General features: G+C 43.9%; 20 protein-coding genes. 5 read left to right on the top strand and 15 right to left on the bottom strand.

The annotated features are described in order from the left end of the window. From rlmH to leuS, 6 genes are read right to left on the bottom strand one after another with little or no spacing between them, the layout of a single operon-like run. Nucleotides 1-471, bottom strand: a complete 471-nt coding sequence (gene rlmH / locus C2M32_RS14365) for a 23S rRNA (pseudouridine(1915)-N(3))-methyltransferase RlmH (protein WP_070993222.1) — start codon at nucleotides 469-471, stop codon at nucleotides 1-3. A 3-nt stretch (nucleotides 472-474) separates the two neighbouring features. Further along, nucleotides 475-792, bottom strand: a complete 318-nt coding sequence (gene rsfS, locus C2M32_RS14360) for a ribosome silencing factor (protein ID WP_070993221.1) — start codon at nucleotides 790-792, stop codon at nucleotides 475-477. Between the two features lie 55 nt (nucleotides 793-847). Beyond that, the gene (nadD, locus tag C2M32_RS14355; protein WP_105169004.1) at nucleotides 848-1,477 is read right to left on the bottom strand and encodes a nicotinate-nucleotide adenylyltransferase; all 630 of its coding nucleotides are present in this window, start codon (nucleotides 1,475-1,477) and stop codon (nucleotides 848-850) included. 9 nt (nucleotides 1,478-1,486) lie between these two features. Further along, complete coding sequence (gene holA / locus C2M32_RS14350; RefSeq protein ID WP_105169003.1) at nucleotides 1,487-2,524, bottom strand: DNA polymerase III subunit delta; 1,038 nt, start codon at nucleotides 2,522-2,524, stop codon at nucleotides 1,487-1,489. Then, entirely contained in the window at nucleotides 2,524-3,024 is a 501-nt protein-coding gene (locus C2M32_RS14345; protein ID WP_105169002.1) for an LPS-assembly lipoprotein LptE, read from the bottom strand. The genes holA and C2M32_RS14345 overlap by 1 nt, the downstream gene beginning before the upstream one ends. Before the next feature lies 1 nt (nucleotide 3,025). After that, nucleotides 3,026-5,614: a leucine--tRNA ligase gene (gene leuS / locus C2M32_RS14340; RefSeq protein WP_105169001.1), complete on the bottom strand. Its 2,589-nt coding sequence runs from the start codon at nucleotides 5,612-5,614 to the stop codon at nucleotides 3,026-3,028. 344 nt (nucleotides 5,615-5,958) lie between these two features. Here leuS and C2M32_RS14335 point away from each other — a divergent pair, with 344 nt between their 5' ends. The 4 genes from C2M32_RS14335 (at nucleotide 5,959) to C2M32_RS14320 (ending at nucleotide 11,610) form a co-directional block, all read left to right on the top strand. After that, on the top strand, nucleotides 5,959-8,097 hold the full coding sequence (locus tag C2M32_RS14335; RefSeq protein ID WP_105169000.1) for a TonB-dependent receptor: 2,139 nt from the start codon (nucleotides 5,959-5,961) through the stop codon (nucleotides 8,095-8,097). A gap of 103 nt (nucleotides 8,098-8,200) precedes the next feature. Then, on the top strand, nucleotides 8,201-8,659 hold the full coding sequence (locus C2M32_RS14330) for a zinc ribbon-containing protein (RefSeq protein WP_105168999.1): 459 nt from the start codon (nucleotides 8,201-8,203) through the stop codon (nucleotides 8,657-8,659). A gap of 45 nt (nucleotides 8,660-8,704) precedes the next feature. Further along, a complete protein-coding gene (locus C2M32_RS14325; RefSeq protein ID WP_105168998.1) occupies nucleotides 8,705-11,128 on the top strand; it encodes a Lon protease family protein in 2,424 nt (807 codons plus the stop codon). Then, nucleotides 11,128-11,610, top strand: coding sequence for an FKBP-type peptidyl-prolyl cis-trans isomerase (locus C2M32_RS14320; RefSeq protein WP_105168997.1), 483 nt, complete (start codon nucleotides 11,128-11,130; stop codon nucleotides 11,608-11,610). The genes C2M32_RS14325 and C2M32_RS14320 overlap by 1 nt, the downstream gene beginning before the upstream one ends. A 46-nt stretch (nucleotides 11,611-11,656) precedes the next feature. Here C2M32_RS14320 and C2M32_RS20565 read toward each other — a convergent pair whose 3' ends face one another. Further along, nucleotides 11,657-11,833, bottom strand: a complete 177-nt coding sequence (locus C2M32_RS20565; RefSeq protein WP_158678229.1) for a hypothetical protein — start codon at nucleotides 11,831-11,833, stop codon at nucleotides 11,657-11,659. 188 nt (nucleotides 11,834-12,021) lie between these two features. After that, the gene (locus tag C2M32_RS14315) at nucleotides 12,022-13,362 is read right to left on the bottom strand and encodes a type III PLP-dependent enzyme (RefSeq protein ID WP_234401300.1); all 1,341 of its coding nucleotides are present in this window, start codon (nucleotides 13,360-13,362) and stop codon (nucleotides 12,022-12,024) included. Nucleotides 13,363-13,586: 224 nt separating this feature from the next. On the opposite strand from C2M32_RS14315, the gene C2M32_RS14310 reads away from it, so the two are divergent. After that, nucleotides 13,587-14,333, top strand: coding sequence for an SDR family oxidoreductase (locus tag C2M32_RS14310; protein WP_105168995.1), 747 nt, complete (start codon nucleotides 13,587-13,589; stop codon nucleotides 14,331-14,333). Here C2M32_RS14310 and C2M32_RS14305 read toward each other — a convergent pair. The 7 genes from C2M32_RS14305 to miaB all read right to left on the bottom strand — a co-directional run bounded on the left by C2M32_RS14305 (nucleotide 14,308) and on the right by miaB (nucleotide 20,913). Further along, nucleotides 14,308-14,871 (bottom strand): GNAT family N-acetyltransferase, encoded by a 564-nt coding sequence (locus tag C2M32_RS14305; protein WP_105168994.1) that lies wholly within the window; start codon nucleotides 14,869-14,871, stop codon nucleotides 14,308-14,310. The genes C2M32_RS14310 and C2M32_RS14305 overlap by 26 nt on opposite strands. Further along, a complete protein-coding gene (locus C2M32_RS14300; protein WP_105168993.1) occupies nucleotides 14,868-15,113 on the bottom strand; it encodes a helix-turn-helix domain-containing protein in 246 nt (81 codons plus the stop codon). Before C2M32_RS14300 ends, C2M32_RS14305 begins: the two co-directional genes overlap by 4 nt. A gap of 315 nt (nucleotides 15,114-15,428) precedes the next feature. Beyond that, on the bottom strand, nucleotides 15,429-17,006 hold the full coding sequence (gene lnt, locus C2M32_RS14295; protein ID WP_105168992.1) for an apolipoprotein N-acyltransferase: 1,578 nt from the start codon (nucleotides 17,004-17,006) through the stop codon (nucleotides 15,429-15,431). Then, nucleotides 16,984-17,862 (bottom strand): CNNM family magnesium/cobalt transport protein CorC, encoded by an 879-nt coding sequence (gene corC, locus C2M32_RS14290; protein WP_105168991.1) that lies wholly within the window; start codon nucleotides 17,860-17,862, stop codon nucleotides 16,984-16,986. The genes lnt and corC overlap by 23 nt, the downstream gene beginning before the upstream one ends. Before the next feature lie 61 nt (nucleotides 17,863-17,923). After that, on the bottom strand, nucleotides 17,924-18,382 hold the full coding sequence (gene ybeY, locus C2M32_RS14285) for an rRNA maturation RNase YbeY (protein ID WP_105168990.1): 459 nt from the start codon (nucleotides 18,380-18,382) through the stop codon (nucleotides 17,924-17,926). Beyond that, nucleotides 18,382-19,428 (bottom strand): PhoH family protein, encoded by a 1,047-nt coding sequence (locus C2M32_RS14280; RefSeq protein ID WP_105168989.1) that lies wholly within the window; start codon nucleotides 19,426-19,428, stop codon nucleotides 18,382-18,384. Before C2M32_RS14280 ends, ybeY begins: the two co-directional genes overlap by 1 nt. 51 nt (nucleotides 19,429-19,479) lie before the next feature. Then, nucleotides 19,480-20,913: a tRNA (N6-isopentenyl adenosine(37)-C2)-methylthiotransferase MiaB gene (gene miaB, locus C2M32_RS14275; protein WP_105168988.1), complete on the bottom strand. Its 1,434-nt coding sequence runs from the start codon at nucleotides 20,911-20,913 to the stop codon at nucleotides 19,480-19,482. Between the last annotated feature and the right edge of the window lie 138 nt (nucleotides 20,914-21,051).

Below are 21,051 nucleotides of genomic sequence, written 5' to 3'. Positions count from 1 at the left end.
CTATTCTCTATGATAGGGGTGGTTGTTGTTCAAGCTCCATCCGCGATAGAGACTCTCTGCAACAATTATACGCACCAATGGGTGCGGCAAAGTTAAATTCGATAATGACCACTTTTGTTCAGATGCTGCGATACACTCGGGTGCTAAGCCTTCAGGGCCGCCAATAAGTAAGCTAATATCACGGCCATCTAGTTGCCATTTTTGCATATTACTCGCCAGTTGATGAGTATCCCATGGTTTGCCTGTTACTTCGAGCGTAACGATACGATTACCTTTTGGGATTGCAGCTAGCGTCTTTTCACCTTCAACTTGCAAAATGCGTTTTATATCAGCATTCTTACCACGCTTTCCTGCTGGGATCTCAATTAACTCCAGCGGCATGTCTTTAGGAAAGCGTCGTTGATACTCTTTAAAGCCAGTTTCTACCCAAGCAGGCATTTTAGTTCCAACAGCAACTAACTGAATCTTCAAAGTTTAGCCCCAAAGTTTTTCAAGGTCATAGAGGCTTCTAGTTTGATCCTGCATGACATGCACAACCACATCACCGAGATCAACTAACACCCATTCACCCACATCTTGACCTTCTTGTCCTAGTGGCTCCTCGCCTGCGTGACGCGCTTCTTTTGCAACATGCTCTGCGATTGACTGTACATGACGTTTTGAATTGCCTGAGCAAATAACCATATAATCCGTGACTGAAGATACGCCGCGTACATCAAGTTTTACTACATCACGGGCTTTCATGTCGTCAACTTTGTCCAGTGCAAAGTCTAAAAGTTGTTCAGAATTCAAGTGTATTTCTCTTCACTAAATAAAATAATCGGCGATTCTATCACAGCATACACGCTTATTCAGCATACAGGAGGTGTTCATTAATGTAGTTTCTGACCTTATCAGTGAGTAAATGTTCCGTATTCTCTCTATTTTTTATGCGCTTACGTATTTCACTTGAGGCTGCATCTAATTTCTGACCTGATAAAAAGTAGCACAATCCACCCAATTGGTGGTGTAAGGCACGGCTGTCTACCGTAAGGGATCGAGCTAAATAATCGCTCAGCTCTGCTGCTGTTGATTGAATTTCCCCAGGTCTTTGATACACCACTATATGACAAAGCTCGATTATCTCTTGCCACTTAAACCAACTGGGTAGGCTGTTAAAAGAATCCATGCCCATTAAAAATACTAACGGCGTATTTGGTTGTTCGGCACGACATTCTTGCAAACTGAGCAGCGAGTAGGAAGGTCCCTGCCTTTTGAGTTCTCTATGATCAATCCTAAATTTTGAATTCCCTTCGGTGGCCAACGACAACATGGCTAAACGGTGCGTGTCAGTGATGCCTGGTTGCGCTTTGTGTACAGGCACAGCACAAGGTAAAAAATGCAGTGCATCAAGAGACAACTCAGTAATACATTGAGTTGCCATATTTATGTGGCCAAGGTGGATGGGATCGAATGTACCGCCAAATAATGCAATCATAATAAAAGGTTAACTTGATGGTTGATGAGGCAATGAAAAGTTCACCGGTTGACAAAATGCCAGTGCAATGTGCGCGAGTGCTTGATATGGAGCGACCATTTCTGCACGCTTGTATGCGGAGTCAAACTGCGCAAGCAAATTGATCAGGTTCTCTATATGGGTCAGCGTTAAGCGATCGAGAGCTTGTGATGTGGTAGCTTGTTGGTTTTTCCACACGCCATGTTGCTTAAATAGTTGCGCGATATTCTGTCCCGACTGTAAGCCTTGTTTGATGGTCAGTAACGTTTGCGCTTCTTTGTTTAAATTCCAAACAATACTCGCTGGCTCAACATTATCATCAGCCAGTTTGAGCATAACTTTAATGACTTGTTTGGCATTTCCACTGAGCAGTGCAGTATTAAGATCAAAAATGTCGAATTTTGCTTGATTGAGCAACCCCATTAACACCTGTGACTGGTCGATGGGCTCAGATTTGTACAATAAAGAGAGTTTCTCAAGTTCTTGGTGTGTGGCTAGCAGATTCCCTTCGGTCGCTCCTAGCAAACTACGCTTCGCATCTGCGGAAAGATTCAGTTTTAGGAGTCTACATTGGTCATCTAGCCAACGGTGCAGATGGTTACCCGCTAACACGTAGCAGGGGACAAATACGCCTTGCTTATCTAGAGCTTTGAACCAAGCTGTACGTTGAATATCTTGACCAGCCTTAGCACCTTTTAGGATCACTATGACATCGGGGTTTGGGTTCTCACTCAGTGACTTAAATATTTGGCTGCCCTGGGTGCCTGGCTTTTGCTGATTGAGATCAAACTCAATGATCGTTCGCGCGCTAAATAGCGACATACTGTTATATTGTGCGATGAGTTCTTGCCAGTCAAAGCCCGGTAATAAGGTAAATTTGATGACTTCATCAAAACCTTGTTTTTTGGCGACCTGTTTGATCTCCAGCACACAATTAGCCTCTTGAAAGGGCTCTTCTCCGAACACCATGTAAAAAGGCGCTAGAGCTTGCTTTAACTGTGCGGTGAGTTGATTTGCGTAACAGCGCATTACAGTTGAGACAGCTCGCGAACAATGCGTTTACTGGCAAGTTGACGCAACTCATTAAGTAGCAACTCTAGCTCTTTGGCTTTTGCCAGTGCGTTATCGGGGTCGTCTTGATAATTTCTATACAGCTCAAAGCGTTGCTCGATAGGTTCCTGATTTGGTCTAGTCAAACGATAAGACACACCATAGGCGAGTTGATACTGTGCTACCTGACCATTTTTAAACAGACTCAGCGTTTGGCGCTCTAACGTATCGCGATATAGATGCAGCTGTACCAGTTGTTTGTCGGCTTGAATGTCATCTACTAACGTCACTTTGGCTTGTTGCAGATCATTGGCCAGTAGCTCATAGAGCTCGGCGCGTTTGTCGTCGCCATTGAGCACAATGGTACGCATCTCAATAGGCAGGTATGAGGCTTTCTTAAAATGAAAGCCACAGCCTGATAGCAGAACACAGACTAGCGCAAGCGCTAATCCGTGTTTAATTAAAGCGCCAAGATGCATCTTAGTTAGCTACCACGTTGAGTAGTTTACCCGGCACGTAAATCACCTTACGAATTGTCTTATCATCGGTGAATTTAGTCACGTTCTCATCAGCAAATGCAAGGGCTTCAACTTGCGCTTGTGTTGCATCAGCAGCTACGGTGAGTTTGGCACGTAGCTTACCGTTAACCTGAACAACAATAAGCTTTTCATCTTCTACCAATGCTGCTTGGTCAACCTCAGGCCACGCAGCGTCAAGAATATCGCTCTCATTGCCAAGCTCTAACCACAACTGATGACACATATGCGGTGTGATAGGCGCAAGCATGATGATCATGGCATTGAGTGCTTCGTTTGCTAGGGCAATATCTTGCTCGTCTTGCATAGGGGCTTTTGCCAACTTATTAGACAGCTCCATGATAGCCGCAATCGCGGTATTGAAGGTCTGACGACGAGATAAATCATCCGTTACTTTAGCAATGGCTTTGTGAATTTCGCGGCGTAACGCTTTTTGATTGCTGTTTAGCGCAGCAACATTTAGCTGTGCTTTACCGGCTGCGTTAACGTCTACGGCGTACTTCCACACACGCTTCAAGAAACGGTGCGCACCTTCAACACCAGAGTCAGACCATTCAAGCGTTTGCTCAGGCGGAGCCGTAAACATCATAAACAAGCGTACCGTATCAGCACCGTATTGCTTGATAACCGTTTGCGGGTCGATACCATTGTTCTTTGATTTAGACATTTTACTCATGCCCGCAGAGAATACAGGTTGCCCATCTTCTTTGTGCCATGCTTTGGTTACGCGGCCTTTTTCATCCGTTTCTGTTTGTACGTCTGTAGGAGAGATCCAAATATCACCACCTTTTTCATCTTTACGATAGAAAGTATCAGCCAATACCATGCCTTGACATAGTAGACGCTCAAATGGCTCATCAGAGTTAACTAAACCAAAATCACGTAGCAATTTGTGGAAGAAACGTGAGTACAGTAAGTGCAAAATGGCGTGTTCGATACCACCAATGTATTGGTTTACTGGCAACCAGTAGTTTGCCGCACCCGGCTCTAACATGCCTTCATCGTAGCGTGGGCTACAGTAGCGTGCGTAGTACCAAGACGACTCCATAAAGGTATCAAATGTGTCAGTTTCGTGGAACGCAGGCTGACCATTGATGGTGGTTTTCGCCCACTCAGGGTCTGCTTTGATTGGTGAGGTAACGCCATTCATTACGACGTCTTCAGGAAGACGTACTGGCAGCATATCGTCAGTAGCAGCAAGCTCTTGTCCGTTTTCATCGCTTAGCATTGGGATTGGAGAACCCCAATAACGTTGACGGCTTACACCCCAGTCACGCAAACGATAGTTAACCTTACGCTTACCGGCATTAAGAGCTTCTAGCTTGTCTGCCATCGCATTAAAGGCACCTTCGAAATCAAGACCGTCGAACTCGCCCGAGTTAATTAATACGCCTTTTTCTGTGAACGCTTCTTTGCTCAAATCAGCAACCAGCTCAGAGCCAGCTTCCGGTGCGATCACTTGTTTGATCTCAAGACCATAGGCAGTAGCAAATTCAAAATCACGTTGGTCGTGACCTGGTACGGCCATTACCGCACCTGAGCCGTAATCCATGAGTACGAAGTTGGCTACCCAAATTGGTACTTCCTGACCGGTTAATGGGTGGATGGCTTTAAAGCCCGTATCAATGCCTTTTTTATCCATGGTTGCCATATCGGCTTCAGCAACTTTGGTGTTTTTACATTCTTCAACAAAAGCTGCGATCGCTGCGCTGCTTTTAGCGGCTTCTTGGGCAATCGGGTGGGCTGCTGCAACGCCAACATAAGTCACACCCATGAAAGTATCAGGGCGAGTGGTGTATACCGTGAAGATATCGTTGTTGTCTGCGCGCTTAAAATCGATTTCTAAACCTTCAGAGCGACCAATCCAGTTGCGTTGCATGGTTTTCACCTGCTCTGGCCAGTCTTCAAGTTTGTCTAAATCATCTAACAACTCTTGTGCGTAGTCAGTGATTTTAATAAACCACTGTGGAATTTCTTTTTGTTCTACAATTGCACCTGAGCGCCAACCGCGACCGTCAATAACCTGCTCGTTAGCAAGTACCGTCTGGTCAACAGGATCCCAGTTAACGGTAGACATTTTTTTGTATACCAAGCCTTTTTCATACAGCTTAGTGAAAAACCATTGTTCCCACTTGTAATATTCTGGGTGGCAAGTTGCGATTTCACGATCCCAATCATAACCAAAACCAAGCTGTTTCAGCTGGTTACGCATGTAATCAATGTTCTCATAGGTCCATTTTGCAGGCGCAGTGTTGTTTTTAATTGCTGCATTTTCAGCCGGTAGACCAAAAGCGTCCCAACCCATAGGTTGCATGACGTTCTTGCCTTGCAAACGTTGGAAACGTGATACCACGTCACCTATGGTGTAGTTACGAACGTGACCCATGTGCAGACGACCACTAGGATATGGGAACATTGAGAGACAGTAGTACTTCTCTTTGCTCTCGTCTTCGACGACTTTAAATGTCTTGTTCTCTTCCCAATATTGTTGGACTTTTGACTCAATGTCTTGCGGGTTATATTGCTCTTGCATCTACGTTTCCAGACTTCTTGCAAATTGATAGAAAATTGCCCGATAGCATACCCGAATTTGACCAGTAATCACAGCACCTAAGGTGTAATTATTTTAGTCAATTTCTTGCATGTGAAGGTATGTTTATCAGTAGTTATTCGATCAGTTGCATAACAGCTTAAAGGTCGCTCTAAATGTAGTGCTTTTGGTGTTGTGATAATAATTGCGAAAATTAACGCAAAGACAATTTTATTTTACAAATAGAAATGAGATTGGTTCTTATTTCTATTGATCTTTATTGCTTTCCGCCATACTATATCGCCGCTTTTTAAATCATTATTATTCTAAATCCAGCAAGGATACCCATGTTAAAATCGACTCTCAGTATACTAGCGGTTTCTATAAGTACAGCGGCTATCGCAGACAGCGCTCATGTTGAACATTCTCAGAACTCAGATATGGAACATGTCGTTGTTTCAGGAAGTCGGGTATTTGAAAGCATTGATGAGGTGCCAGCCTCAATTACCGTCATCAGCCAAAAGCAAATAGAAGATCATTTGAAGGTAAATCCTGAATTACAAAGTTTGCTGTCGCAAATCGTGCCAGGCCTTGCCCCAGATACTGGCAGCTCAAGCAATACCGGCCAATCGTTAAGAGGGAGAGCACCCTTAGTGATGATCGATGGTGTACCTCAGTCAACGCCACTGCGTAATGGTTCCTTGGGGATTAAAACATTAGACCCAAGTGCGATAGCTCGTATTGAAGTGATCAAAGGTGCGACCTCTATTTATGGTAATGGGGCGTCAGGAGGCATCATTAACTACATTACAAAACAGGCCCGAAGCGGTGAAAAAGCAAGTGGTGAAATTAGCTTGTCTAGCCGTTTTAGCGCTGTAAAAGTAGCTGAGAGTGCTGGCGCAAGAGTGGCAGGGGCCATTAACGGCCGCCTTGACCAATTTAGCTATTTAGTGACGGCCAGTTATGAAGAAAACGGGGTTCAGCGCGATGCTCAAGGTGATATTCTTGGCTTGCAGTATGGTCTGTCGGATACTGAGACTGAAAACTACTTCACTAAATTGGGTTACAACCTTGATGAAGATAAGCAGATACAATTTAGCTATAACTACTACAGTTCACAGCAAAAGACAGACTTGGGTGATGTATTTGGCAATATGAATTTAGGTGAAAAGTCTTATGCTATTCACATGCCTCCAGCCCAGCAAAAACAGGGTAAACCCCAAGGGCCAAAAGGCAATGAAAATGTCACTTTGAAATATACAGATCAAGCGATTTTTGCAAACACGCAGCTGACTCTTGATGCGTATAAGCAAGACATTGAAAATGTATTTTTCTTCTCCCCAAGTCTTGCTAACCCTGATGAAGGGTATACCGGCGGCCAGTCAATTATCCGCTCTGAAAAGCAAGGTGCTAGAGCAACGTTTCATAGCTCAATCGATTTTACTGACACTGTGCAGGCTACGTTTATCTACGGGGTGGATGCATTGAATGATGTCACCTCTCAGCCACTCGTTGACGGTAGAATCTGGGTACCAGAAATGGATATGGACAGCCTAGCGGGTTATTTGCAAACTAAATGGATTGTCGCTGATGACTTGATAATTAAAGCGGGAGTGCGAGAAGAAAGCATCGATATCGCGGTGGCTGATTATCGTACTTTGAAGCTATGCCGCACGGCAGATACCTGCTCTGTGCCGTTTGATGTAAAAGGTGACACCGTTAATCATGATGCCACTACTTACAATGTGGGGATAAAGTACAATGCCAATGAGCGATTTAGCCCCTTCGTAAGTTACTCACAAGGTTCTGATATTTCTGATATTGGCCGATTGCTGCGCAGTGCAACGGTGACTGATATTGCTCAGATCCAAACTGAGGCATCGATCATCGATAGCTATGAAGTTGGCTTTAATTCCCAACTCTCAAAGCTTCGTTTTGAATTTGCCGCCTACAAGAGTACTTCTGAGCTTGGTACTGTCAACAAACTTAACAAGGTAACGGGTGTTTATGAGCCTGTACGTGCACCACAAAGAATTTGGGGCTACGAGGCATTAGTTGATTACACCATCTCAGCAACTTTAAAGCTCAATACCACTTATAGCTATACTGAGGGGAAAAACACCAGTTCGGATGAGTACTTAGGTTCAAAGCATATTAGTCCCCCAAAGTTAACAGCCAACTTGAACTGGCAACCACTGGATGGTTTGTCAATGACGCTAAGCTGGTTACATGTGGGCGACCGAAAGCGTTTTGAGAAAAACGACAAGAATGAATATGGCTTAGATCAAGGCCTAGTTGATAGCTATGATGTGCTGAATTTCAGCGGCCAATATCAATTTGCCAATAACTGGCAAGGGTTTGTCGGGGTCGAAAATCTATTGAATGCTGATTACTTCCCTGCACGTGCACAGTCCTATACCTATGGTGGATATAATGTCAAAGGATTGGGCACAACCGTAACATTGGGCATGAAATATCAGTTTTAGTCCATTTTGGGGTTTACCGCTTCTATTCGGTAAACCCTAATACATTGAATAGCATAACTGGTCTACACTTAATCAGAAGAGGCATTTGATTAGGAGTGTAGCAATGGCTGATTATCAAAAATGGCTCGGTCAGTTTACTGATTGGCTAAAAGATGTAAAAGAACATGAAGTCGATGATCTTGTTGAAAAGTTCATGGAACATCAACAAGCTTTGAAAAACCTATCCCAAGAGAAGTTAGCAACATACAAACGTTACTTACGCCGAGATCTGGCCCACCTAAAAGACAACAACAAGTATTACGATGATTTAGCTTGGCAAGAACTTAAAGCATCCATATGGTACGAGTTGGCACAACTCGAAGATAGAACTCAGCTGGAATGGCATTCGCTGTTACAGGATTTTGACCACAAAGGCACATACAAGCAAGGAGAATGGATAGCCATGGGGCAATTAGTATGTAAGAATTGTGGCAATAAATCGGATGTGTTTTACGCCAGTGAAATTATGCCTTGTTCTGAATGTGGACATGGCGAGTTTGTGCGCAAAGCGTTGTCCCCATAGAACCTAACCCTATAGTAGTTAGCGTTGAGAAATAAGAAGTTAGGAATGACCAAAAAAATATCGCCATTATCTACCGATGCGCTTGCGCCGTCGGTTTCTGTTACTCATGTCCAATCATGTATGCATAACCCTTACCCAGAGGTGCTTCCGTTCATTGGTCAACAACGAGCACAAAGTGCATTGGATTTTGCTTTGGGTATGGAGTTACCTGGCTACAACGTGTTTGTGATGGGGGAAGCCGCGCTTGGTCGTTTTACTATGGTGAAGGACAAACTTGACGCACACAGTAAAACGCGTCCAACACCAAAGGAATGGCTATACGTTAATAACTATGATGATCACCGTGAGCCGATTGCGATGTTTATGCAAGCGGGTCAGAGTAAAGAGCTTGCAGATGATATAGACGAGTTTTTGGATGAAGTCGCAGATACCTTCCCAGCAGCCTTTGATAACCCAGGATATCAACGCAAGAAAAAGTCCATCGATAGAGATTTTGATAACAAATACAATGCGGCGTTAACGGCGGTCGAGCAATTAGCGGCGGATAAAAGCGTGGCTTTGCTTGAAGAAAGTAATTTAGTGGGCTTTGCGCCAGTAGTGGATGGCAAGCAATTAGATGACAATGAGTTTGCAGCATTGGATGAGCATCTTCAAGCGCACTTTATTAACGCCATTGAAGAGTTAGAAGATGCGCTGATCGAAGCGTTGCTCGAACTCCCTCGCTGGAAACGTGAATCATCAGAGAAGTTACGTAATTTAAAAAAGTCTACCGTAGAGATGGCGACTAAGCCGCTGTTGAGAACTTTGGAGCATAAGTACTCAAGTCACATAGGTGTAGTGCGTTATCTCAAAGATTTACGCACAGAAATTGTTGATGCGGTACTTGAGTGGCTAGATGACGACGCGAACAGCGATGAAAACAAAGATGATTTTGACGCAAAAGGTATGCTGAGTGACTTTTTTGCGCCAAATATTCTGGTCGAATATAAAGATGATGATCCAGCGCCCGTTGTTTATGAGCCAAATCCGACCTTTGGCAACATTTTTGGCAAGGTAGAGTATGCGACATCGCAAGGTACTTTGATCACCAGCTATCGCTCTATTCAAGCGGGTGCATTGCACCGAGCGAATGGCGGCTATCTGATCATGGATGCTGAGAAGGTACTCGCCAATCCACAGGTGTGGGATGGCTTGAAACTCTCTTTGAAAACCCATCAGATCAAAAATGATTTGCCTTATCAGGACAACTCAGTAGGTAGTAGCTTTACTTTAAAGCCGCAGTTGATCCCATTGGATGTGAAAATCATTCTGTTAGGCTCGCGAGATTTATACTACACCATAGGTGAGTATGATGAAGAATTCGCTGAGCTATTTAGAGTGCTGGCCGATTTTGATTATTACCTGCCAAGTTCTGACAAGATGCAATATCAGTTTATTAGCAAAGTGCAAGATTATGCTCAACAGACGCTCAACTGTACACTGACTGCTGAAGCGTTTGCGCGTTTACTCAAATTTAGCTATCGACAAGCTGAACACCACACCAAATTGTCAGCACGTTTTGCAGATGTATTGGAATTGGTGGCAGAAGCTAGCTTTTATGCAAAACAAGATGAAGTAACGCAAATCAATTCAGAACACATCGATGAGGCAATTGCGGGTAAACAATATCGCACCGGTCAATTGAGTGAAAATATGCTCAGTGATATTCAAGAAGGCCACACTCTGATAGCAACACAAGGTAAAGCGGTAGGTAAAGTAAACGGCTTAACGGTGTTGCATATTGGTGATACCGCCTTTGGTACGCCAGCACGGATCACAGCAACGGTATATGCTGGAGCCGATGGCGTGATTGACGTAGAAAGAGAAGCCGAGTTAGGTAAAGCTATTCACTCAAAAGGAGTGATGTTGCTGACCGGTTATCTGGGCAACAAATATGCACAGAACTTTGCGTTAACACTGAGCGCGAACATCGCTATTGAGCAAAGTTATGGCTACATTGATGGAGACAGCGCATCACTGGCCGAGTTGTGTGGACTTATCTCAGCCATCACACAACTGCCTATTAATCAATCATTAGCGCTGACAGGATCGATTAACCAGCATGGTGAAGTTCAAGCCATTGGTGGTGTAAATGAAAAAATCGAAGGCTTTTTCAAGCTCTGTAAAATGCGAGGTTTAACGGGCGAGCAAGGGGTTATCATACCCAATTCGAACCGCGTTAACCTAGTATTAGATGATGAAATAGTGGCGGCCGTTGCGGCTGGCCGCTTTAATATTTATGCGGTTCAAAGTGTAGACGAAGCCTTGACCTTGCTGATGGATAAACCGGCCGGTGCCTTAAAAGATGGTGCTTATCCAAAGGATAGTATCAATGGCTTAGCGCTTGAACGGTTGCAGCACATTGCCAATGTGGTCAATGGCGAAGACAAAGACGAAGATAAAGAAAGCGAAAAAGAGAAGGATGCGTGATGTCTACCACGAACATAATTTTACTAGTGGTGATTTTGGTGATGGCCGCCCTAGTATACAAACAGTCTAAACAGCAAAAGCAGTCTGCACAGTATAACCGCAGAGCGGCACAGACGTTTTTAGCGCAAAATACAGATAAGCCGAATATAAAAACCACAGAATCAGGGTTGCAATACGAAGTTCTCACTGAGGGAACCGGTGATACACACCCAACAGCGACGAGCAAAGTGAAGGTACATTATCATGGTACGCTTTTGGATGGCTCTGTATTTGACAGCTCAGTGCTGCGAGACAGCCCAATTAGTTTTGCATTAAATCAGGTTATTCCAGGTTGGACTGAAGGTGTACAACTAATGAAAGTAGGGGATAAGTATCGCTTTTTCATTGGCCCAGAACTAGGTTATGGCGATAGAGCTGCAGGTAAAATTGAACCTGGGTCGCTGTTGATTTTTGAGGTGGAGTTACTGGCGATAGAGTCTTAAATAAGATTTAAAAAAGCCAGCGTTCTATCACTGGCTTTTCTGCGGTTTAAAATGTGACTGGCACATCATCAATGGTGTCATGAGGTTGGTCGGCAATTTGACATCTTCTAGTGCCGAAACATGCGCCATTTCCTCCACCGACACGCGGTGTTAAAGCTTTACCCACTAGATTTTTATTATCCGTTAGGCGCTTAAGCATTTTCTTTTTAAGTTGTACTTTCATTTTAATATCCTTTTTTCAAAAACGTCTAAATTCAGGACAAACAAAATAGGGACAAATGTAAATTAAATTGCTTTATTTCGCCTTAAAGCTTATTTAATGATCTATTTTGGTTAAATCTTATCATGTATTGATTTAGCTTGATCATTTGCGAAGGGCAGCGTCTGCAAAAAAACGTTGCCCTAACAGGATTAGCCTAACTTTTGCTCCGCTAAGCACACTTCGTTTAGCACCACAGTCTGTGCACGCTTGAAGAAGTTAAAATCTGTGGCGGTCGCACTGGTGTATGCGCCCATCATGCGTGCCACGATCAAATCACCGTTGGCAAGTTTAGGGAGCATAATGTGCTCAGCAACAACATCTATGCTGTCACAGGTAGGCCCAGCCAACACGCTTGGATAACATAAGGTATCCTGATTTACTGTGACAATCGGATAATTCGCTTCATCAAACATTAAGCCGCTGAATGAACCGTAAATTCCATCATCTAAATAATACCAAATCTTACCTTCGCGCTCTGCTTGACCCATTACCGAAGCTACACTCATCACCGCTGGTGCAACAATGAAACGTCCGGGCTCTGCAAGCACTTGAACTGTCTCTGGTAAACTGGCTAATGCAACGTTGATCGGCGCACAGAATTCATCAATAGGCATCACTTGTTTTGCGTAGCTAACAGGGAAGCCGCCACCGATGTCGAGCGTACTCAAAGCCGGTAAACCCAATGCCACGACTTTTTCCATTACTTGCTTACACGCCAAAATAGCATCCACATATTTTTGAGGGCTGCTAGTTTGCGAGCCAACATGAAACGATAACCCTTTAATGCGAATACCTAACTGCTTAGCCTGTGCAATGATGGTAATTGCTTGATCAGGGCTACAGCCAAACTTTTTCGATAAGTCAGCGAATGCTTCTGCGTTTCTAAAACTCAAGCGTACTAGCAGTTCAACTTCATCTTTGTATGGAATAAACTTTTCAAGTTCATTTAGGTTATCCACCACAAACACAGTACAACCGTATGCGAGAGCATCTCGAATATCACTATCACGTTTTATCGGATGGGTGTGAATGGTTTTTTCCGCAGGCACACCTTGGCTGGCAACTAAGTCCACTTCACCGCTGGTGGCAAGATCAAAACTTGCCCCCTCTGCTAGTAATGTACGTACCACGGCTTCATGAGGCAGGGGTTTAAGTGCAAAGTGTAAAATTACATTAGGCAGAGCAGCCGCAAGTGCACGGTATTGTTGGCGTACAACATCACAGTCCAAAAGCAAAAGAGGTGCGCCAAATTGCGCTACTGAAGTTTCAATAAGTTGTGTTTCTTCAGCGCTAAGTGCTGAAGGTGAAAAAGCAGAAAAATCCAACGCCGAGTTAGCCATAAGAGCCTCCAAAAATAGAAACAAACTTTCCAAACCATTCGAAAAGTTGAGCGTCAATAAGCGCGTAAATACGCAGTCAAAGTCACTCTTGGATAGTTGCTCTATCGCCTTGCCACACTCGGGGTGTGATGTACTCGGATTGGCTATCATCAAGAAGCAAGTGGATATTAGTTGCAGTTTTTTTATGACGCAAGAATTATTTTTAAAAAATTGAATATATTTTTAAAGTTATTATTTTTCATATGTATATGAGTGTTTGGTGGAGTGTAGCTATGAGTCATAGACCCGTGTTATTGCTGTTAATGAGATAGACAACCCTCTTTTTATCCTGCTAGTGTATCGCACCGTATATCTCTGTTTAAAAGGAAAGTAGCTTGAACAAAGTTGTTCTTGTCACAGGAGCAAGTCGTGGTATAGGCGCGGCGAGTGCCATCAAATTAGCAACGCTAGGCTACAAGGTTGCCATCAATTACAAAGAAGATAGTCACGCTGCCGGGCAGGTTAAGGAGCAGATCCTGAGCATGGGTGGTCAAGCCGCTATATTTCAAACTGACATTAGTGATGAGGACGCGGTTGTCGCTTTGTTTGCTAACATAAAGTCTGAGTTAGGTCCGCTGAGCCACCTAGTCAACAATGTGGGTATACTCAAACCGCAAATGCGTGTTGAACAGATGAGCGCTGAGCGAATTAACTCGGTGCTAATGCATAATGTAACGCCTTATTTTATATGTGCCCGTGAGGCTATCAAGCAGTTTAAAGCACATCATGAAGCAAGCCAATGCGCCATTGTTAATGTATCCTCTGCAGCATCTAGACTGGGGGCGGCCAATGAATACGTTGACTATGCAGCGTCCAAAGGTGCAATAGACTCTTTTACTACGGGACTCTCATTGGAGTTGGCTGCCAGTGGTATTCGGGTCAATTGTGTGCGACCAGGTTGTATATATACTGATATCCACCGCGATGGAGGCGAACCAGATAGAGTAGAGCGTCTTGCATCTTTGTTACCACTTGGGCGAGGTGGTACAAGTGAAGAAGTTGCCAATGCCATTGCTTGGTTACTCAGTGAAGAGGCCAGCTACGTGACCGGAAGCTTTATCGATTTAGCTGGGGGCAAGTAGCGATAGCAGGCTCTTCGGGCAAAACTTTATAGTAATAGCTGGTAGCATTGAATTGACCACTCGCATCGGTGACAAAATTTGGGATTTGCCCCGATTTTTGATAATTGAGTGCTTGATAAAATAGCTCTGACTTATCGCCAGTGTGTGTATCTAGTATCAGTAGCCTCAATTTTTTTGCTACTGCTTGTTGCTCCAAAAACTGCACTAACTTGCGTGCCAGTCCTTGACGTTGTGCACTGGGGCGCACTAGCAGTTTTTCTATTTCAGCGCGGTGGGTGCCATTTTGTTTGTCACAAGGCACCAATTGTACGCAAGCCAGCACCGTATCACCGGTAAAAATAGCGTAAAAATGACGCTGCTTTAAACGCAGTTCATCACTGATATCATGCCAATATTGCTGCAATAAGTCAGCTTGTGCGGGTTTATGAAACCCAAGTGAGGCACCTTCATTGATGCATGCGCCAAGTATTTCTACCAATTGTGTAAACACTGGGGTAATGCAGGCCAGCTCTGTGGCCTGCAAGTGTAAGGTTTTCATGCGCGTTGCAACCCTTGTAAGGACCTTTCTATGTCACTCAGATGCTGCTCTAGCAACTGTTTGGTTGCTCTTAAGCGCTCGTTTTGTTGCTTTGGTTTAGCCTGTGCTAATCTCACCGCTCGATAGAGCGAGCGCTTTGGTAAAGCATACTGTTGCGCAGCTTCGGAAATTGAAAACTGTTCGCTTAAGACTTTATGCACAGCCTCAAGCATAAGAGGATGTTGTAGTGATAGCGCTCTCATAACTGCTTCCTTACACCTTTAACAGGATGTTTCACATCGTGAATTTGCCAAATACTGATGTCTAAATGCCACAATAAATATAGGGTTTGATATAAATCGACCATGTTAACCACCTTCGCTTGTTGTGATTGATAGACATGATATTGGAAGAAGCGTACCAACTTTTTATTGTTAATAAATTCAGTTGGTTAGTCTTTTCTGAATGAAAGCGAAGGGCGAAGTTGCACCAAAGTTGTGGGTATTTCATGATTGTATGCACTAACGAGAGGCATTGGCTTTAACAAGTGTTATATCAAAAATAGGCCACTATTTGTCCTAAAGTAGATCTTGCTCGAAGCGGCTTAAAAAGTAAGCTTTTGCTCTACTGACCGCGACAGCCACAGCCAATAGCGCAACAATAAGCCAAATCGGTTTCTGACCGTATTGACTAAAAAAACTGTAGCCGGATATTAATTGCACCTCTGTCTTAAGTACATCCGAGGTAAATTGTGCAATTGTTAATTGTTGCTGTGAAATTGGGTCATATACACCGGTAATGCCATTGTTTGTGGCTCGGAGCAGGGGCCTTTGTAATTCAAGTGCTCGCATGCGCGCGATTTGCATGTGCTGATGTGGGCCATGTGAGTCACCAAACCAAGCATCATTACTCACCGTAAACAAGATGTCTGATTGTTTAGTAAAATTGTCTCTCACGAGTTCACTAAAAGCGATTTCGTAGCAAATGGCAGGAAGAATATGCAAACTATTGGCAACCAAATTGTGCTGGATGCGTTCACCACGAGTAAATGAAGACATGGCTAAATCAAAAAGTGGGGCCAGTGGCCTGAGGATACTTTCAAATGGTACGAACTCGCCAATGGGTAACAGTTGGTGCTTTTGATAGCGGTTTGGGTGCAGGTATTGGTAATGCCCTTGCTCATCCTCTTCATGCCGTTTACCCAGCACTATCAGAGTATTGTAAACAGTTTTGCTGTTTAGCTGATAATCTGGAATGCCCGTTATCAGTGCGGTGTTATTAAATGCAGCGGCTTTATCCAAGTCGATTAAGAATGCGTTAGCAAAATCTTCAATTTCAGGAATAGCAGCTTCAGGCCACAGTACTAAATCAACATCATGCCAGTGTGGGCGCGTCATATCGCGATATTTAGACATGGTTGGCCAAAATTGCTCAGGTTCCCAGCGTAGGCTTTGCTGAATATTACCTTGTACTAACAATGTGGAGATATGTTTGTCAGAATGTTTTGGTTTATCAAGTAACATATCTGTGCTGAACAACAGTAGTAGGCAGCTTGCCATGAGGAGGGCGGGCTTAGCACGAGGTTTTTTCCAAGAGTAGTAAATACAACCGCCGACGAGTATGCACAGCAGTGTTAAACCAAACTCTCCGATTAACGGCGCTAAAGTATTTAGCGGGCTATCGGTGAGTGTGTAACCAAAGCTAAGCCAAGGAAAGCCTGTCAGTAGTTTGCCGCGCAGCCACTCAAAAACAGCAAAACCGACAATTAACATAGCGATACGCTGCCAAGGCTTATTTACAAAGCGACTAGCTAGGGTAAAAGCCAACATAGGATAGAGCGCCAAATAAGCGCATAGCAACGCCATGAGCAGCAAAGAAATAGGTAATGGTAGGCCGCCGTATTGCGCAATAGAAACATGCACCCAACTAATACCCAGTGAAAACCAAGCAAAACCGAATATAAAGCCGTATTTTGCGGCTTTTCTAGGGCTTGGTGTGTCTGTAACATAGCAGGCTAGGGCAATTGCGATAAACGTGAGTGGCCAAACATTAAATGGCGCATAGCCAAAAGTAAGCGCAAGGCCAGCAAATAATGCCAGCCACGCTTTTTTGTCTTTCAATAAGGAGAATAGGTTATTCAGCTTCGTCGTCGCCATCTTCAGTTTTTGGCACAGTTACTTGTAACTGAATAATGCGACGGTTGTCGGAATTAGTCACCTTAAATTGCAGTTGTTCTATGTCGATGGTTTCGCCACGACTAGGCATGTGCCCAAACGCATGGAGTATAATTCCACCGATGGTGTCGGCTTCTTGGGTGTCGTAACCTGTTTTGAAAAACTCGTTAAACTCATCCAGTGGTGTTAAAGCCTGTACCATGTATACATGTTTAGACAACTGGCGAATATCCTGCTGTTCTTCATCATCATCGTGTTCATCTTCGATTTCACCCACAATGATTTCAAGGATGTCTTCAATGGTTACCAAACCTGATACACCACCATACTCGTCCACAACAATTGCCATGTGATAACGCTTTTGACGAAATTCATTGAGCAGGGCATCCACTCGTTTGCTCTCAGGCACTACAATCGCTGGTCGCAAGTACTCCCTAATAGCAGGTAAATATTCGTCCTTATTCAATATCAACGGCAGTAAATCTTTAGCTAGCAAAATACCTTCAACATGGTCTTTGTCTTCACAAATCACAGGAAAACGTGAGTGAGACGACTCGACCATCGTTGGCAATTGTTGTTCTAGAGATTCATCTACGTCCAGCGTGATCATCTGCGAGCGTGGGATCATAATATCGCGCACTTTAAGCTCAGAGACGCCTAACACACCTTCCATCATATCCTTTGTCTCAGGGTCTATAAGACTTCGTTCCTGAGCATCAGCAATGACTTCTACCAACTCTTCTTTGTTTTGGGGTTCCCCTTGCAGCATCTGTGTGATGCGTCCCAACCAGGTTTTGCCAGAAGAACCCTGGCTACTCTGCGAGTTATCGTCGCTCATTGTCGTGTTTTACTCCATAAAATAACAAATTGGATAATGATGCTATTTGACCATTAAATAATTACAAATCATCGCGGTAGGGGTCACTGATCCCCAACTGCGCTAAAAATTCTTTTTCTAGACTTTCCATTTCCATGGCGTCTTGTTCATTTATATGGTCAAAACCAAGTAAATGCAAGCAGCCGTGGATCACCATATGAGCAAAGTGTTCGTGAAATGGTTTTTCTTGCTCAATGGATTCAAGCTTGACAACCTGTGGACAGATGATGAGATCACCAACTAGCGGTAGCTCGATACCTGGAGGCGCTTCAAACGGAAATGACAGCACATTGGTGGGCTTATTTTTGCCTCGATACTGATGGTTTAGCTCTTGGCTTTCCTTTTCATCGGCAATTCGAATGGTTAATTCTGCATGTTCAAGATAAGGAGACAATGCTTTATCGGCCCATAGCTCGAATTGTTGCTCACAAGGCAAATCATCAAACTCACAGGCAATTTGTAGATCTAACTCAACGCTCATCAGTCTTGCTCTTTTTGTTGTTTAGCTTGTTTAAATGCTTGTTCTTTTAGAGCCTTTTCTTTGCGCTCGGCTTCTTCTTTTTTCTCATATGCTTCGACGATACGCGCCACGACAGGGTGACGCACTACATCATGTGACTTAAAGAAGTTAAATGAAATTTCATCGACATCGCTGAGCACTTCAATGGCGTGGCGTAACCCAGAGCGTGCGCCACGAGGTAAGTCAACCTGTGTAATATCACCGGTTATTACGGCTTTAGAGTTAAAGCCGATACGTGTCAGGAACATCTTCATTTGTTCTGTGGTGGTGTTTTGGCTTTCATCAAGAATAATAAAGGCATCGTTGAGTGTTCGTCCGCGCATGTAAGCAAGCGGGGCGACTTCGATAACATTTTTTTCAATCAAACGCTCTACTTTTTCAAAGCCAAGCATTTCAAACAAGGCATCATAAAGAGGACGCAAATATGGGTCGATTTTTTGTGTTAAATCGCCCGGTAAAAAGCCTAACTTTTCGCCCGCTTCAACCGCCGGACGAGTCAGCAAGATACGGCGTATCTCCTGACGCTCTAGTGCGTCAACCGCAGCGGCTACGGCCAGATAGGTCTTACCCGTACCAGCAGGGCCAATACCAAAGCAAATATCATGAGTGAGAATATTAGCAACATACTGGCTTTGATTAGGATTACGTGGTTTAACCACCCCACGACGTGTTTTTATGTAGACTTCTTGGTCCCAAACAGCGGGGGCATCCTGTTCTAACACATTCGCTTCACTAATTGCCAAATGAACATTGTCAGGTTCAATCTCGTTGACTTGACCACGTACAGGTTGAGTGTCAACGTACAGTGACTTCAAAATATCCATTGCGGCTTTGGTTTGCACGGGCTTACCTGTGACTTTAAACCAATTGTCGCGATGGGCGACTTCTACCCCTAAGCGGCGCTCTATTTGTTTTATGTTCTCATCAAACGGACCACACAATGATGAAAGACGATTGTTGTCGGCGGGTTCTAGGTAAAACTCTATATTTTTTAACTGACTACTCAAAATGGCTTCCTATAACAAGTACGCCAGCAAAGGCTGGCGTAATCAATCTGACTATGGCGTAAACGTTGTTACACCCAACTCATCAGCTTCTGGCTCTAGCGGGGCACGATTTAATATATCTGCCGGTGCCACGTCCTTACGTAAGTTCATTTCTGATTCTGTACGAATTAACTCCCCACGTAAAGAGTTTGGTAACGCTTCCGTTATACGTACATCTACAAACTGACCGATCACAGAGTGTGGGCCTTCAAAGTTAACCACTCGGTTATTTTCAGTACGACCACGTAGCTCCATTGGATTTTTCTTCGATGGGCCTTCAACTAGAATACGCTGCTCGGTATCAAACATCTTGCGGCTGATGTCTTGTGCCATTTGGTTGATGCGATTTTGTAGGATGTACAAACGCTCTTTCTTTTCTTGCTCGGTGACATCATCCGGTAAATCTGCAGCAGGTGTACCTGGACGAGCTGAGTAGATAAAGCTAAAGCTCATATCAAAACCAATATCATTGATAAGATTCATTGTAGCTTCGAAATCAGCGGTGGTTTCACCTGGGAAGCCAATGATAAAGTCTGACGACATACTTAAGTTTGGACGAACCTTACGTAGCTTACGAATGGTAGACTTGTATTCAAGTGCTGTATGGCCACGTTTCATTAGATTCAAAATGCGGTCAGAGCCACTTTGTACCGGTAGGTGTAAATGATCAACCAACTCTGGTACATCGGCGTATGCTTCAATAATATCCGGTGTAAACTCAACAGGGTGAGATGTGGTGTAACGAATACGGTCAATACCATCAATTGCAGCAACATAGCGCAATAAATCTGAGAAATAGCAGATTTCACCATCATGTGTTTCACCACGGTAGGCATTCACATTCTGGCCAAGTAGGTTTACCTCTCGTACGCCTTGTTCTGCCAATTGAGCAACTTCAAGTAAAACATCATCAAGTGGACGGCTTACTTCTTCACCACGTGTGTAAGGAACCACGCAGAAAGTACAATACTTCGAACAACCTTCCATGATAGAAACAAACGCACTCGGACCTTCAGCTTTAGGTTCTGGTAAACGGTCAAACTTTTCAATTTCTGGGAACGAAATATCAACCACCGCGCCTTGTTTGCTTTGTACTTGCTTGATCATTTCAGGTAAGCGATGCAGTGTTTGCGGGCCAAACACGATATCAACAAAAGGAGCGCGCTGGCGAATCGTGTCACCTTCTTGTGATGCTACGCAACCACCTACACCAATCACTAGATCGGGGTTGTCATCTTTTAGTAACTTCCAACGACCGAGTTGATGGAATACTTTCTCTTGTGCCTTTTCTCGAATTGAACAGGTATTGAGTAAGATAACGTCAGCTTGCTCGGCTTCTTCTGTTAGTTGGTAGCCATTAGTGGCATCCAGTAGATCAGCCATTTTCTGAGAGTCGTATTCATTCATCTGACAACCCCAGGTTTTAATATGCAACTTTTTACTCATTGAAATATTGCCTCGTTTTCAATTCGGATCTTATGCACAACGTCGCGCAATTCGTGTTCGCTATGCAATAGCAAAGCTTAAAGGACGCGTATTTTATATGACCTAGGGTCACTAGCCAAGTATAGTTTTTAACTTTAA

The organism is Pseudoalteromonas sp. T1lg23B, assembly GCF_002964665.1.
In the GTDB taxonomy this organism is placed as follows: Bacteria; Pseudomonadota; Gammaproteobacteria; order Enterobacterales; family Alteromonadaceae; genus Pseudoalteromonas.
Note: the sequence above shows the minus strand (reverse complement) of the source record. Positions and strands in the feature narration are given on the sequence as shown.

What these genes read in the sequence shown, in the direction of transcription:
- nadD (WP_105169004.1), bottom strand. Translation starts at nt 1,477, where the DNA reads ATGATTGCATTATTTGGCGGTACATTCGATCCCATCCACCTTGGCCAC.
- holA (WP_105169003.1), bottom strand. Translation starts at nt 2,524, where the DNA reads ATGCGCTGTTACGCAAATCAACTCACCGCACAGTTAAAGCAAGCTCTA.
- C2M32_RS14345 (WP_105169002.1), bottom strand. Translation starts at nt 3,024, where the DNA reads ATGCATCTTGGCGCTTTAATTAAACACGGATTAGCGCTTGCGCTAGTC.
- leuS (WP_105169001.1), bottom strand. Translation starts at nt 5,614, where the DNA reads ATGCAAGAGCAATATAACCCGCAAGACATTGAGTCAAAAGTCCAACAA.
- C2M32_RS14335 (WP_105169000.1), top strand. Translation starts at nt 5,959, where the DNA reads ATGTTAAAATCGACTCTCAGTATACTAGCGGTTTCTATAAGTACAGCG.
- C2M32_RS14330 (WP_105168999.1), top strand. Translation starts at nt 8,201, where the DNA reads ATGGCTGATTATCAAAAATGGCTCGGTCAGTTTACTGATTGGCTAAAA.
- C2M32_RS14325 (WP_105168998.1), top strand. Translation starts at nt 8,705, where the DNA reads ATGACCAAAAAAATATCGCCATTATCTACCGATGCGCTTGCGCCGTCG.
- C2M32_RS14320 (WP_105168997.1), top strand. Translation starts at nt 11,128, where the DNA reads ATGTCTACCACGAACATAATTTTACTAGTGGTGATTTTGGTGATGGCC.
- C2M32_RS20565 (WP_158678229.1), bottom strand. Translation starts at nt 11,833, where the DNA reads ATGAAAGTACAACTTAAAAAGAAAATGCTTAAGCGCCTAACGGATAAT.
- C2M32_RS14315 (WP_234401300.1), bottom strand. Translation starts at nt 13,362, where the DNA reads ATGATAGCCAATCCGAGTACATCACACCCCGAGTGTGGCAAGGCGATA.
- C2M32_RS14305 (WP_105168994.1), bottom strand. Translation starts at nt 14,871, where the DNA reads ATGAAAACCTTACACTTGCAGGCCACAGAGCTGGCCTGCATTACCCCA.
- C2M32_RS14300 (WP_105168993.1), bottom strand. Translation starts at nt 15,113, where the DNA reads ATGAGAGCGCTATCACTACAACATCCTCTTATGCTTGAGGCTGTGCAT.
- lnt (WP_105168992.1), bottom strand. Translation starts at nt 17,006, where the DNA reads ATGGCGACGACGAAGCTGAATAACCTATTCTCCTTATTGAAAGACAAA.
- corC (WP_105168991.1), bottom strand. Translation starts at nt 17,862, where the DNA reads ATGAGCGACGATAACTCGCAGAGTAGCCAGGGTTCTTCTGGCAAAACC.
- ybeY (WP_105168990.1), bottom strand. Translation starts at nt 18,382, where the DNA reads ATGAGCGTTGAGTTAGATCTACAAATTGCCTGTGAGTTTGATGATTTG.
- miaB (WP_105168988.1), bottom strand. Translation starts at nt 20,913, where the DNA reads ATGAGTAAAAAGTTGCATATTAAAACCTGGGGTTGTCAGATGAATGAA.